This is a genomic window from Scytonema sp. HK-05 (assembly GCF_963872035.1).
Taxonomy (GTDB): domain Bacteria; phylum Cyanobacteriota; class Cyanobacteriia; order Cyanobacteriales; family Nostocaceae; genus Kalymmatonema.
Genome location: NZ_CAWMYC010000035.1, coordinates 135349 through 147868 on the forward strand (window position 1 = coordinate 135349; position 12520 = coordinate 147868).

Sequence of the window (12520 nt, forward strand, 5' to 3'; positions counted from 1 at the left end):
GGAGCAGTAAGGATTTGGAGTACTTTTGCGTCATGGCGGATCTCCGTGTGCAAGTTACTTTTTAGTGGCTTGTGAAAAAACCGACACACTGCCAACACTGTAACTTTTTCGGATCTTTTACAGTCATATGTGTGAGCAGTGCTGAGGGCGACTCTTGATGGATGAAAATCATCGAAGAGATTCGCCTACTGGCGTATGCCTTGGCAGTGCTGTCTTGTGCATTGTCGTTACGGTGCAATACCACTTGTAGAAAAGTCATGAAAGCAAACCTCGCCAATCTAGCCACGTCTACACCCTCTTTAAACCGCCACGTTTCGACTGAACAGCCAGTTCAGGTAGATGCTGATGCTCTAGTGCAACTGCTGTGTAAGGAAATGCAACTTCAGGTAAAAACAGCACCTAGGTGCGTGCAAGCTGTAGCAAAGCGCATAGCTAAAGAAGTGGAACGCATCTGCAACAAAAGCTCCCGTATCCAAACCTCAGGAGAAATTAAGTCTTGGCTGGTGACTTTGGCAAGGCATCGTTTACAAAAATGCCTGCGTTACTATCAATTGGGTTCAAAAAAAGGTCGCGTAGAATTACATAGCCAACTGGGCGCAATGGTTTACCGACACATTACGACATCAAAGTCCGAGTTAGGGTTTGAGGCTCGTTACAACCTGATTGAAGATTTTCTACAGGCATTTTATCTGGAAGCTATCAAGGCTTTCCGGCGGGAAAACGAACTACCTGAGGATTACACCCCGCGTACTCAATTGGAACTGGCAGAATACATGGGGTTTACAGAGCAGTATGCTAAGCGCCGCATCAATTTACCTGGCGGTAATAACCAGCAGTTAGTTATATTGCGTGCCCAAGGTTTTGCCCGTCGTTTGCCTCAGGAAACAACTGTAGATATCGAAAGCGCTGTTGAGTCCGCCAAGAGCGAAGAAGCAGAATCTTATCAGCGCAACTCAGCAGTTCAACAGGTTCGCTCTCAAATGGTTGCACAACCTAAATTCGATCCTGCTGAAGAGTCCGAGCGCGATCGCGTCGTTTCAGAACTAGTAAAATATCTAGAAGGTCAAGGTCAATCTGACTGCGTAGACTATCTATCATTAAAACTCCAAGATTTCTCAGCACCAGAAATCGACCAAATTTTGGGTTTAACTAGCCGCCAGCGCGATTATCTGCAACAGCGTTTTAAATATCATGTAGAAAAGTTCGCCAAGCAACACCACTGGCAGTTAGTACATCAATGGTTGGGTGCAGGTTTAGAACATAAGTTGGGTTTATCCTCTCAACAGTGGGAAAAATTTTTGAGCCAACTTTCTGAACAGCAGCAGCAAATCTTGCAACTCAAAACTGCAAAATACAGCGATCAAGCAATAGCCAAAACAATCAAATGCACTCCTAAACAACTCCAAAAGCGCTGGACTCAAATGTTAGAAATGGCATGGGCAATCCGGAACAGTAACACTGAAATTCAGATAGGCTAAAGTCTTGGTAACTTGTATCAATAAAGAAAGCAACGTTGTCTAGTTTCCAGACTTTATCCTGTTTGTTTAAATGTTAAAGATAAATTATTTCTTACTTATTACAACTAAGAAATCTACTTTTCTCCTCCCTAAAAAACTTTTTTCCTTCTCTTCCCTCCGCCTGTGGAGGATAGAGGAGGATGATGGGGGAGACAAACGAGGAATACCAGGGTTGAAGAGTTATCAAATGTTGCAGGAAAAAGTGAATGAATCTTAGGAGCCGCCGAGAAATAACTTACCTGTTTTAAGAAATGTAAGTCTTGATTTACAGGACTTCAGCGATTAAAAAAGGTAAGTTATTTGTGCAGTGTTCCTTAAGCTAGGAACTACACTTAATTAACTTCTACTTTCAAATATGTTGGAAGAGGTGAGCCGCAATACAATTTATAGCGGTTTTCGATTAAATACGATAGATATGTATAGGCAAACGGCTGTTTGCCCCTATAATTTGGTGTATTCGACATAAAGAAAAACCGCAATGCTTTAATACAATTGTATTAAATACGTCTGTACTAGTTAGGGAAACTTTCTACATATCAGCGTCCTAAATCGAAAATTGATGTTAAGTAACCGATCATTTTCCACTGCTTCCGTGGAATCCTAGAATCTAGGGGCTATTGGTACAAGGACTCAATATGACTAGGACTCAAGGCGCAAGGGCAAATAAGTCTGGTGAGATTTTAGAAAATCATGTAGAAACGACATTAAGGGCACATGGTTATTTCCAAGTATGTTCCTATGGCTCTAAGAAACTGCAAAAAGATTTTCTTTTAAATTCTATTCTTTTACCAAAACGCTATGCCAAGCAAGTTTACATAGGAACTGGAATTTATCAAACTGACGTTTATGTAGACTTTTATCTTGTTGGATTACCTGCTATGCCATCTGGCTTAATTATTGAATGTAAATGGCAGGAAAGTAGTGGTTCGGTTGATGAAAAATTTCCTTACCTGAACTTAAACATTCAGCACTCTTACCATGCACCGACTATTGTCGTAATAGGTGGAGAAGGAATGAGGGAAGGAGCAATTGACTGGCTCAAACAAAGAGTCACTGACAATCACAATTTATTAGCAGTTCATACCTTAGACAGATTTATTGCTTGGGCAAATAAACATCTTCAGTAAGATGTGATTAATAACTCGTAAATCATTCCTCGCTTCTTGATATTAGAGTTGATACAACGTGCTGCTTCTATTAAATAGATCTTAAAATTTATCTCTGTGTAAATCTTTCTAATAAATTCACAGTCAGAGTTACATACCATGACTTTGACACCACGGCTTGCTAGTTCTGCACAAGTATCTCTTAAACGTTCTTGGTCTTTTTCATTAAAAGAATAACGACTGTAAGCTGTGAAATAACTCGTGCTACTAATGGGATAGTAAGGAGGGTCGAAGAAGACAAAATCATCGGTGTTTGCATACTTTACCACATCTGCAAAATCGCAAGCTTGAATATCAGCCCATTGCAATGCTTTCGATGCTGCATACAGTAAATCCTCTTGGCAAATCTTAGGATTTTCGTATTTACCCAATGGCACATTGAATTTCCCTTGGGAGTTTACCCGATAAAGTCCATTAAAACAGGTTTTATTAAGATAAATCAGACGAGCAGCTTGTTGTAAATCAGTCCCTTCAGAGTTAGCTCGTACACTGTAGTAATGCTCTTTTTTATTTTGATTGTGTTGACGTTCATGCTCTTTTAGAAGGCTGATTAATTCATCAACTTTATTTCTGACACATAAATAAGTATTAATTAATTCGGCGTTGACATCAGTCAAAATAGCTTTGCTTTGTTGATGATACTGCAAATAGAAAAAAATAGCACCGCCACCTAGAAATGGTTCGTAATAAGATTTGAAATGATTGGGAAAATAGGGAATATATTGCTGTATGGTTCTGCTTTTACCTCCAGCCCATTTTAAAAAGGGACGTGGAAAATTGTGTTTAGAAATTTCACTTAACATTTAACGGAAACTTAACTAATTAATTTTAGCCATATATTATGAGCCAATTATATATTATATTAAATTATCAATTGTTTAATGTATAGATTACAATTTAAAGAAACAAAGCCATCAAAACAAACGTATCGTATATAACAAGGTGGTCTAAATCTAGATGTTTGACGGATTTTGGGAGAACGTTGTTCGCTACTTCCGCTACTTCATTACAACCCTCTTAGGCGTGTTCTTAAATGCTTTTGCGCCCTTGGCACCGCTTTTCAAACGCCCAGTCACCTCAATAGCTGTCTTGGGCTTCTTTGCAGGTGCTCTCGTCTTCATAGGTCTCACCCTGCGTGCAATGCTTGGCTTGAGTACAATTTAGACTATGACTGTAGTGGGAGGTAGACTCCTCTCACAAAGTCGTATTTATGTAGTGTGTAGTAAATCCTCTGTGAGGAGGCAAATTTTTATGGCTACAGATCGCCGCGTTTCCCGCGTTGCTGAATTAATAAAACGGGAAGTTAGCCAACTGTTACTCAATGGCATCAAGGATGACCGTGTGGGGACAGGAATGGTAAGCGTTACTGACGTTGATGTGTCTGGAGATTTGCAACACGCAAAAATCTACGTCAGCATCTATGGCACAGAGGAAGCCAAGGCAGAAACAATGGCTGGTTTAAAGTCGGCGACTCCTTACGTCCGCAGTGAACTCGGTGCACGAGTGCGTCTGCGTCGCACGCCAGAGGTGGTATTTATTGAAGACCGTTCTATAGAACGCGGTAGCAAGGTGCTAACGCTGTTAAATCAACTTGAGCAAAAACGTCAGCCAGAAAATCTGGCAGAAGAAAATGAGGGCAGCTTCAATCAAGATGAAGAATTGTCTGCAAAAGATTAAGTAACGTAAACAACAATTAATTAAGGTACGCCAGCCAAGCATTTTACAGACGCGACCATGTCGCGTCTGTTTAAATATGCCTAATACATGGCTTAGGGATAGGGGAGTTAAAATATACTCTTTGTATTTACTAGTCCTTTGGTGTCTACTTCTGAAGGGCGCTGTAATGACATGGAACACTAAATGCTGTCGGTACTTATGGTTGTTATGCTAGGTTTTTCCTTTTTGAATGAGTGAATTTTGAATTGCTTATGCTGCCCGATATAGATAAACTCTCCCTAGCCGAACAAGTAGCCCAGATGGTCGTTGTTCGTGCCTCTGGTTTTTTATTTGACCACCAAATTCAATATCCTGTTTGGGAACCACCAGCAGCAACACTCCAACATTGGGTGCAAGATTTGGGCGTTGGTGGAGTGATTTTGCTGGGGGCTAGTGCTGGGGAATTAGCTATCAGAACACAACAATTGCAAAATTGGGCAAAAGTTCCTTTACTGATTGCCGCTGATATCGAAGAAGGCGTCGGACAGCGTTTTGGAGGGGCAACTTGGTTTCCGCCACCAATGGCACTGAGTGCTATTTTCCGCAAAGACCAAAAGTTGGCTTTGGATTATGCCCAACAAATGGGAGCGATTACTGCACAAGAAGCCTTAGCGATTGGCATTAACTGGGTACTAGCTCCCGTGGTGGATGTGAACAATAATCCTGATAACCCTGTTATTAATGTTCGCGCTTTTGGCGAAACGCTAGATGAAGTGAGTCAGTTGGCTTGTGCCTTTATTCGTGGTGCAAAAACTCATCCTGTCCTAACAACGGCAAAGCATTTTCCGGGACACGGGGACACAGCGGTTGATTCTCATTTAGATTTGCCTCTAATCCCACACTCTACAGACAGACTGACAGAAGTGGAATTGCCACCTTTTGCTTGTGCGATCGCCTCGGGTGTGGATACAGTCATGACCGCTCACCTACTGATTCCTTCTTGGGATGCAGAACTACCAGCAACTTTGTCACACAAGATCTTAACAGGGCAGTTGCGCCAAAAACTAGGATTTTCAGGCTTGATCACCACAGATGCCTTGGTGATGGGTGCTATTGCCAACCGCTATGGGGCTTCGGTTGCTCCTGTGATGGCAGTGGAAGCGGGTGCGGATATTTTGCTGATGCCTGTTGATCCCCAAGAGGCGATTAACGGTGTATGTACGGCGGTTGAAAGTGGTCGGATTTCGCGATCGCGTATTCGAGAGTCTGTTGAGCGTATTTGGCAAGCAAAAAGCAAATTTCATCAGCCAGTGAGTCCCACAAACTTTATCGAGTCCACAGCACAAAATGACGCTCTCAACACCACTGTTGAGATTTTGCAACATAGTCAAATCATTCATGGCTCTGCGTTATCATTAGATAAACTTATAAAGACAATCAAACTTAATAATAAGTCTGCACTAGCTCTACGCAACCTGATTGTCGTTGATGACTTATTTCTCTGTGATTTTTTGAACAAATTGGCACCAGCAATGACACTACCCGCCCAAATGGGATATGAGACTCAAATCATTGATTGCCATACTCAAGCTATTAGCAACTTAGAGCAAAACCATCCTACTTTGCTACAAATGTTTATCCGAGGGAATCCCTTTCGCTCAAGTGCAGGACTGACTAAAGCAGCAGAAGATTTATTTAAGAAATTATTAACGACCGATGACTTACAAGCCTTTGTATTGTACGGTAGCCCTTATGTTTTGCAGCAGTTTATACCCTTGCTTAAGGCGGATATTCCTGGCATATTTTCCTATGGACAAATGCCAGCAGCACAAGACTGCGCTTTACGTACCTTGTTTGGTATGTAATTCATCGGTTGGGTAAAAACTTCTTGCACATGCAAAACAGTGTCTAAAATGGTGAGTGCCAATCGGAGACTGATACCAAATAAGTCTCTCAACCACATAAGCAAAAATAATCAACTACCACTATTTGTTTGTATGCAATACAATATGAGCAAATGTCAGGATTTGTTGATTTTCTTCATATTTCTTCACATAATTTGAGGATATGTAGCGTCAAAATGAAAATAGTTCCGTATATAAAACTACAAAACTTCGACGACAGTTTCTATTTCTAGCAATGTTCGTTCCTGCTAAATTTTGGGAACACTACTTACGTGTTAAATTGTGAGCAAAAACCATGAGTGTGAATACGGTGCCTTCTATCAGTTACTACTCTCTAGACGTGATACAAGATGAAGCACGGCGGCTAGTGCAAAAGGGGTTGGTGAGCAGACAGCAGCCAATCTATACCTTGTGCCAATATATCCCGGCTAGAGAGTGGGTATGCATTGAATGCGAACTGGAAAAGTGTGATTTCTTGCTGCGCGATCGCATTGCCGATCTGATTGGTCGCGAAGAGTGGGAAAACGACTAATTATTTAATCTGTTGCGTGATTTTCGGTTTTGGAGTGGGAATCTATAGTTGGATGAATGGATTAGACAAGAGATTTAACGCTCAAGCTGCGCTCGCTTTCAAGGATAATCTCTGCTTTTTAAGAGCCTTTCCCAGCCCGAAATCTCAAATATCCCATCTCTAGATCGATACAAAAGTGTTTTGTGGAAACTTTCGTTTGCTACATCCGGTTTGCAGCCATTTGTGCGGTTAATGCTTGGAAGTGTGGTTGCACATTCGATGTAATGACTCTAGGGTTTAAAACAGTCGCTCAAAAATAAGCGAGAAATCTAGGTTTCAATGCTGAAATTCCGGTAGAGTTACTTAAGATAAAGCAGCCGTAAAACCGGAGCGTAAGTTCTTTATCTTGTTTATCCCCTAGATGGTTTAAAACCAAATCAATTAGGGGACACCTTAAAAGTAATTCCCGATGTCACAAAACCAGGGAATAAGGAGATTGCCGTTTATCCCTGAACGTGGTTAGCCACGTTTGAATGATATTTTTAGATTTCTCTAGATTTTATTGAGCGGTGTTAATACCATATTTCGGCGTGTTGATACCGGAGCAGTTCAATATTAGAAACTGCTCCGGTAATTTTGCATCTTTCCCAATGTATCGGTAAGTTACCCTACTTGTTCCAGATACTGGTTGATGTCTTCTATGACGCGGGTTAGTTCAGCTTCTGTCGTTAAGCGAATGGTAGCATCGCGGATGGTCAGCAGGACTTTGGCAGCAAAGGGAGTGGGCCAAATATTGGGATTACAAAAAATTTCTAAAAAGACATCTCCCGTATAACGATATTCCATTGGACGCTGGGGACTCGGTTTACCGCCACCAGAGGTTTTAGCGGCGACAGCTTTGAGGCTTTGCATCAATTCATCGAGTGCTGCTTTGAATTCCCGTGCTGCTTCGGGAGAAAAACTAAAAGAGACAGAACCTTCAACCAGGTTCAATGTCAGATGATTGGGCATGAGGTATTTATCAAAACTTCTAGATAATTCATATTACCGGAAGAGGTGGTCAACCCCTAAGTAAGCCTGCAGCACACGAAAGGCATAAGTCCTGACGGACACACATAGTGGGCGCTTGCGCTTACGGGCAAGGCGCTTTGTATGCCTGGGGTACCCTTTGGGCTTAGGGGGAGTTGAAAATTCAAAATTATAAATTTCAAATAATTTCTCCATTGAGAAATCCGGGGTCTAAAAGTGAGCAAAATATTCCTACTTTTAATGCAAAAGAATATAGTTACATAGGGAAAACTATAGCTAATTCAAAAAGGAATATATTCAATATAAATTAAAAATCTTCTCAATCAACCTCTGTAAAATGTTTATTTAATCAAGAGATAAAATCCTTATTACAAAAGGATGAGAAAGATTTTTGACATCTTATCTATACTTAAAATTATCTAGTTAATATTAAAAATACTTTATGACTCAGGATAACCGCGCCGCAGTGCGAAAGGTTTTAATTATTACCCTACTACTTAACATCTTTGTCATGGTATTAAAAGCTCTAGTAGGCAATGTAACAGGTTCTCTCAGCTTGCTAGCTGATGCTTTACAGAGTGTGGCTGGGTGTTCAGTGGCTGGATTTAGTTTTGGCTTTTCCAGTGGCTTTGTTGGTATTTTGGAGTGGCTGGTCAGTTTTAAAAGAAAATTTACCTTGGCTGGTTGACGAGATGGCGATCGCACCAGAAGTGATTCATGATATTGCCCTTAGTGTTCCTGGTGTCGTCAACTGTCACGATATTGCCTCTCGCGGTGTTCTTGGTCGCCAAGTCTTCATCGAAATGCATTTAATAGTGGATGCACCTGACGTAGAAACGGCACACCGCATCACTGAGGAAGTCGAAAGGCGACTAGAAGAACGCTTCAACCCAGTCAGGATTTTGATTCATGTCGAACCACCTACATACCAATCCAACCAAATTACCTTTTAGCCGTGAGTAGAAGATTGGACAATCTGTAGAGACGCGTTATTTGACGCGTCTCTACAAAGGTTATGTAATTTATAGCCGTTCTCAATTGGGTGCAATACACCAAGAAATAAAAACCACAGATGGACACAGATGAACACAGATAAATTTGTATTTCATTCAAATGAGAAGCGCTATAAAATGTATCACTCCCATTCAATAGTTCCAGGCGGCTTAGAGGTGATATCGAATACTACTCGGTTAACGCCTTTCACCTCATTTACAATCCGATTAGAAATCACTTCTAAGACATCGTAAGGTACACGCGCCCAATCAGCGGTCATACCATCTTCACTGGTCACAATCCGTAAGACGATGGGGTAAGCATAGGTACGTTGGTCACCCATGACACCGACACTGCGAATTGGCAACAACACGGCAAATGCTTGCCAGTAGTCGTGGTATAAACCGCGTTGGTTGATTTCTTGACGCACAATCAAATCGGCATCGCGTAAAATATTTAACCGTTCAGCAGTAATTTCGCCTATAATGCGAATCGCTAAACCTGGTCCAGGGAAAGGATGGCGTTGGACAATTTCTTCTGGCAAGCCAATGGAACGCCCTACTTTGCGAACTTCATCCTTGAAAAGTTTCCGCAACGGTTCCACCAGTTTGAATCGCAGGTCTTTGGGCAATCCACCAACGTTATGATGGCTTTTGATTTTCACTGCTACCCGTTCCCCAGTCTGCGGGTCAACGTTGGTATCAGCGGATTCAATAACGTCTGGATAAAGCGTGCCTTGAGCTAAATAATCAAACGGTCCAAGGCTTTTAGATGTTTCCTCAAAAGCACTGATAAATTCGCGTCCAATTATACGACGCTTTTCTTCCGGGTCAGTGATGCCAGAGAGTGCAGAAATGAACCGTTCCCTAGCGTTGACATACTCTACCGGAATGTGAAACTGTTCTTGGAACAGTTTGAGCAATCGCTCTGGCTCATACTTTCGCATAAAGCCTTGGTCGATAAACACACAAGTCAACTGGTCGCCAATTGCTTTATGCAGCAAGAATGCTAAGGTTGAAGAATCGACTCCTCCAGAAAGCGCCAACAGCACCCGTTTATCGCCGACTCTAGCGCGAATTTCTCGAATTGATTGTTCAACAAAAGCAGCAGTCGTCCAGGTAGGTTCACACTCGCAGATATGGTATACAAAGTTACGGATTAAAGCGAGACCACCAAGAGAATGCACGACTTCTGGATGGAACTGGACACCGTAGAGTTTCTTGTTGTGATCAGCAATAGCTGCACAGGGAGTATTTTCTGTATGTGCGAGCAATTCAAACCCTTCTGGCATCTGAGTGACTGAGTCTCCGTGACTCATCCACATCGTCGTGCCATCTTCAACGTTGGTGAGCAAGTCTGTGGGATCATCTATATATAGTGACGCTTTGCCATACTCACCTCTGTCAGCCTTTGCAACTTCCCCGCCCAGCTGTTGCACCATCAGCTGCATACCGTAACATACACCTAGAATCGGAATTCCCAAATTCCAGATTTCTGGGTCACAGTGGGGAGCGCCACCGTCATAAACTGAATTGGGACCTCCAGAAAAGATAATCCCCTTGGGATTGAGTTGACGTAATTGTTCAGCTGTGGTGCGATAGGAAAGGACTTCAGAATATACCTGAGTTTCACGAATTCGGCGGGCAATCAGTTCTGAATATTGAGAACCGAAATCGAGAATTACAATCATTTGGCGATTGAGCTGCCCCAAATATTCCTCTTTTTGAGGCGCTTGTTCTGTTGGTAGAGTCACCGCAGTATTCATGACAGGGAAGGTGTGAGTGTAATGAAAAATCGTCGCTCAGCAAGTCTGTAACAATACCATTTCTCTGCGCTTTTAAGCTGTGATGGTAATATAAACCCTCACCAAACGCGACCTGAAACGCGTCTGCCTAGCTCATCGTATGTGTAAATGGTATTAAAAAGAAAAACTTACCCTAGATTGGTAACAAATTATAGCTTGATTCTCAGTTCTTAAGATTATTCATATTAAATTAACATAATTTTGCCATTAACGTACAAGCGGTCTTACTTTTTACAATGATTTGGCAGTCGCAAGTAAATAGGACAGAGCCAATGGCAGGTATGTTTTATTGCTCGACTTATATGATTTTTGATACACTGGCATAAGCAAGAATGATATTTTTCACACTCCCACTTCTGATAATAAGACTTGCATATTGTCCCAAGAAAGTCCTTGTTGAATATAACGGGGTGTTTCAGGATTGTAAGGACTTGCTACGCGGTCAATTTTGATAATTTTTGCTTCATCTGGCAGCACAGGCACATCGGGATCAAATGCGGTTGGGCGCGTCAAAGAGCTGGAAAAGCCTTTAAAGATGGCAATTTCGTCTTGCTCACCCGCAATTTCCACACTTACAATCAAAACTTCTTGGGGGCGTTTGGCGGTATATTGTTCCAAACGCTTGTTAATAGAACTGTTCATTGAAAAACTGCTGAGTACTGAATGCCTAGGAGCCAGAGCTGGCTCCTGATTGCTCGTTGCTTTGAACTGTTGTTGCTAATGGCTTTTTGGCTATTGCGGTGTCGCTGAGCGTCCTTGCTTGCCTAGTTTGACGAGGACGAAGTAGGTTAAGTAAAGTACATAAATGATTAAACCAACGATGCCCAGAAAGCCGAGAAATCCGGGTTTGCTGTTGGCGTGGAAATAATCTTTAAAAAGTAACGGTGCCTCGAACCAAACGTGACAATAGGGAGTGGCGATCGCACTTCCGGAAAAAGCACAAACCAAAAAAGGTATAAAGGCAAGTGCGCCCAAAATACAATAGACGCTTGTCGCCCAGCGCCACGAGGTGAAAAGCAACTTTAGAGGTCCACTTGGCTGATACTCAATTTCATCGTTGAGATCTACCCAGAACCACAGCGAAATGGGTATCAGGATACGAGCCATCAGTCCAGAGATAAAACTAACTCCAAACCCTCCTATGGTCAAATAAAGGGTGATTGCCAGCAAACTCGATACTCGCCAGTAAATCATCAGCAACCGTTGTATCGTTTCGGCTTTTTCTACAAATGCCCAAATTAGGAGAATTATGGGAATAATCACCGTAAATAATACTGCTAATCGGTAGTCCATCCAGACAAGGGGACGAAACCAGACTTCATTATTCATATTTTTTTTTGATGATAAATCAAAAACTTTAGTGTAATAGTCAATAGGTGTATGACTATTGCATTGACTTTCAGACTATCTTCTCATCTCCCTATTTCATATGATTCTGGAGAAAGAAACAGTTCTTGATATGAACGCAGGTTCACAAGAAAATCTCACTCGCTACCTGGATTTCCCGTCTTTTACACAGGATGGAAAAGGTTGGAGTGAGATTTTAGACAAAAACGTCGGTAAAGTGCAAGCTACTCAGTAAATACATTTTGGTTGCTTGCAAACCAGCGAGCAATAAAATTGGTCGAGCCAATTTTTAGTCTTCGTAAACCCTGCACTCATCTGCTTCTGGGTTGGCATCACAGTACTGCTCAAGAGAGGTCTTGGGCTTAGATTGCTTTCGGTGGGAGGCTTCGGCTTGCAGTTCTTCTACTGCATCCCAAGCCGCAGCACATTCAGGGGAGTTGCTACCTGAAGTATCACACGCAGCACGAGCTTGTTCAACTTCTTCTTGGATTTTGTCTTGAATGTTGCTCATTTCGCTAGTCTTGTTGTGTTTTCAATACAAGTATAGAAAAAATTCAAAATGACAGTTTTTTGCACCATCATTCCCCATTTTA

At 41.9% G+C, this 12520-nt stretch carries 14 protein-coding genes and 1 pseudogene; 8 read left to right on the forward strand and 7 right to left on the reverse strand.

Annotated features, from left to right (window positions below):
- Nucleotides 1-61: 61 nt before the first annotated feature.
- Nucleotides 62-259 (reverse strand): hypothetical protein, encoded by a 198-nt coding sequence (locus AACT52_RS06745; protein ID WP_143172746.1) that lies wholly within the window; start codon nucleotides 257-259, stop codon nucleotides 62-64.
- Here AACT52_RS06745 and AACT52_RS06750 point away from each other — a divergent pair.
- Together AACT52_RS06750 and AACT52_RS06755 are read left to right on the forward strand one after the other, a co-directional pair.
- A complete protein-coding gene (locus AACT52_RS06750) occupies nucleotides 258-1478 on the forward strand; it encodes a HetZ-related protein (protein ID WP_073629953.1) in 1221 nt (406 codons plus the stop codon). The genes AACT52_RS06745 and AACT52_RS06750 overlap by 2 nt on opposite strands.
- Nucleotides 1479-2152: 674 nt before the next feature.
- Nucleotides 2153-2644, forward strand: coding sequence for a PD-(D/E)XK nuclease superfamily protein (locus AACT52_RS06755; RefSeq protein WP_073629882.1), 492 nt, complete (start codon nucleotides 2153-2155; stop codon nucleotides 2642-2644).
- Here the strand turns inward: AACT52_RS06755 and AACT52_RS06760 are convergent.
- Nucleotides 2638-3486: a DNA adenine methylase gene (locus AACT52_RS06760; RefSeq protein ID WP_073629884.1), complete on the reverse strand. Its 849-nt coding sequence runs from the start codon at nucleotides 3484-3486 to the stop codon at nucleotides 2638-2640. The genes AACT52_RS06755 and AACT52_RS06760 overlap by 7 nt on opposite strands.
- Nucleotides 3487-3640: 154 nt before the next feature.
- Here AACT52_RS06760 and AACT52_RS06765 point away from each other — a divergent pair, with 154 nt between their 5' ends.
- From AACT52_RS06765 to AACT52_RS06780, 4 genes are all read left to right on the forward strand, one after another.
- The gene (locus AACT52_RS06765) at nucleotides 3641-3847 is read left to right on the forward strand and encodes a DUF751 family protein (protein WP_073629886.1); all 207 of its coding nucleotides are present in this window, start codon (nucleotides 3641-3643) and stop codon (nucleotides 3845-3847) included.
- An 87-nt stretch (nucleotides 3848-3934) separates the two neighbouring features.
- The gene (rbfA, locus tag AACT52_RS06770) at nucleotides 3935-4360 is read left to right on the forward strand and encodes a 30S ribosome-binding factor RbfA (protein ID WP_073629888.1); all 426 of its coding nucleotides are present in this window, start codon (nucleotides 3935-3937) and stop codon (nucleotides 4358-4360) included.
- A 251-nt stretch (nucleotides 4361-4611) separates the two neighbouring features.
- Nucleotides 4612-6204, forward strand: coding sequence for a glycoside hydrolase family 3 protein (locus AACT52_RS06775; protein WP_073629890.1), 1593 nt, complete (start codon nucleotides 4612-4614; stop codon nucleotides 6202-6204).
- 334 nt (nucleotides 6205-6538) lie between these two features.
- A complete protein-coding gene (locus AACT52_RS06780; RefSeq protein WP_017319217.1) occupies nucleotides 6539-6775 on the forward strand; it encodes a DUF4327 family protein in 237 nt (78 codons plus the stop codon).
- Between the two features lie 642 nt (nucleotides 6776-7417).
- On the opposite strand, the gene AACT52_RS06785 is transcribed toward AACT52_RS06780, so the two are convergent.
- Nucleotides 7418-7765: a hypothetical protein gene (locus AACT52_RS06785; protein ID WP_073629892.1), complete on the reverse strand. Its 348-nt coding sequence runs from the start codon at nucleotides 7763-7765 to the stop codon at nucleotides 7418-7420.
- A gap of 493 nt (nucleotides 7766-8258) precedes the next feature.
- On the opposite strand from AACT52_RS06785, the pseudogene AACT52_RS06790 reads away from it, so the two are divergent.
- A pseudogene (locus AACT52_RS06790) lies at nucleotides 8259-8736 on the forward strand (cation diffusion facilitator family transporter); the annotation flags it as partial.
- A 182-nt stretch (nucleotides 8737-8918) separates the two neighbouring features.
- Here AACT52_RS06790 and guaA read toward each other — a convergent pair.
- The 3 genes from guaA to AACT52_RS06805 all read right to left on the reverse strand — a co-directional run bounded on the left by guaA (nucleotide 8919) and on the right by AACT52_RS06805 (nucleotide 11909).
- Nucleotides 8919-10541: a glutamine-hydrolyzing GMP synthase gene (gene guaA / locus AACT52_RS06795; RefSeq protein ID WP_073629894.1), complete on the reverse strand. Its 1623-nt coding sequence runs from the start codon at nucleotides 10539-10541 to the stop codon at nucleotides 8919-8921.
- Nucleotides 10542-10922: 381 nt separating this feature from the next.
- The gene (locus tag AACT52_RS06800; protein WP_073629896.1) at nucleotides 10923-11222 is read right to left on the reverse strand and encodes a DUF7734 family protein; all 300 of its coding nucleotides are present in this window, start codon (nucleotides 11220-11222) and stop codon (nucleotides 10923-10925) included.
- A 90-nt stretch (nucleotides 11223-11312) separates the two neighbouring features.
- Nucleotides 11313-11909, reverse strand: coding sequence for a DUF3177 family protein (locus AACT52_RS06805; RefSeq protein WP_073629898.1), 597 nt, complete (start codon nucleotides 11907-11909; stop codon nucleotides 11313-11315).
- 130 nt (nucleotides 11910-12039) lie between these two features.
- Between AACT52_RS06805 and AACT52_RS06810 the strand changes: the two genes are divergently transcribed.
- A complete protein-coding gene (locus tag AACT52_RS06810) occupies nucleotides 12040-12162 on the forward strand; it encodes a hypothetical protein (RefSeq protein ID WP_272937080.1) in 123 nt (40 codons plus the stop codon).
- 54 nt (nucleotides 12163-12216) lie between these two features.
- Here the strand turns inward: AACT52_RS06810 and AACT52_RS06815 are convergent, their stop codons facing one another.
- Nucleotides 12217-12438: a Calvin cycle protein CP12 gene (locus AACT52_RS06815; protein ID WP_073629900.1), complete on the reverse strand. Its 222-nt coding sequence runs from the start codon at nucleotides 12436-12438 to the stop codon at nucleotides 12217-12219.
- Between the last annotated feature and the right edge of the window lie 82 nt (nucleotides 12439-12520).

Coding starts and splice junctions, on each gene's coding strand:
- guaA (WP_073629894.1), bottom strand. CDS start 10,541: ATGAATACTGCGGTGACTCTACCAACAGAACAAGCGCCTCAAAAAGAG.
- AACT52_RS06755 (WP_073629882.1), top strand. CDS start 2,153: ATGACTAGGACTCAAGGCGCAAGGGCAAATAAGTCTGGTGAGATTTTA.
- AACT52_RS06815 (WP_073629900.1), bottom strand. CDS start 12,438: ATGAGCAACATTCAAGACAAAATCCAAGAAGAAGTTGAACAAGCTCGT.
- AACT52_RS06785 (WP_073629892.1), bottom strand. CDS start 7,765: ATGCCCAATCATCTGACATTGAACCTGGTTGAAGGTTCTGTCTCTTTT.
- AACT52_RS06775 (WP_073629890.1), top strand. CDS start 4,612: ATGCTGCCCGATATAGATAAACTCTCCCTAGCCGAACAAGTAGCCCAG.
- rbfA (WP_073629888.1), top strand. CDS start 3,935: ATGGCTACAGATCGCCGCGTTTCCCGCGTTGCTGAATTAATAAAACGG.
- AACT52_RS06810 (WP_272937080.1), top strand. CDS start 12,040: ATGAACGCAGGTTCACAAGAAAATCTCACTCGCTACCTGGATTTCCCG.
- AACT52_RS06750 (WP_073629953.1), top strand. CDS start 258: ATGAAAGCAAACCTCGCCAATCTAGCCACGTCTACACCCTCTTTAAAC.
- AACT52_RS06800 (WP_073629896.1), bottom strand. CDS start 11,222: ATGAACAGTTCTATTAACAAGCGTTTGGAACAATATACCGCCAAACGC.
- AACT52_RS06745 (WP_143172746.1), bottom strand. CDS start 259: ATGACTTTTCTACAAGTGGTATTGCACCGTAACGACAATGCACAAGAC.
- AACT52_RS06780 (WP_017319217.1), top strand. CDS start 6,539: ATGAGTGTGAATACGGTGCCTTCTATCAGTTACTACTCTCTAGACGTG.
- AACT52_RS06765 (WP_073629886.1), top strand. CDS start 3,641: ATGTTTGACGGATTTTGGGAGAACGTTGTTCGCTACTTCCGCTACTTC.
- AACT52_RS06805 (WP_073629898.1), bottom strand. CDS start 11,909: ATGAATAATGAAGTCTGGTTTCGTCCCCTTGTCTGGATGGACTACCGA.
- AACT52_RS06760 (WP_073629884.1), bottom strand. CDS start 3,486: ATGTTAAGTGAAATTTCTAAACACAATTTTCCACGTCCCTTTTTAAAA.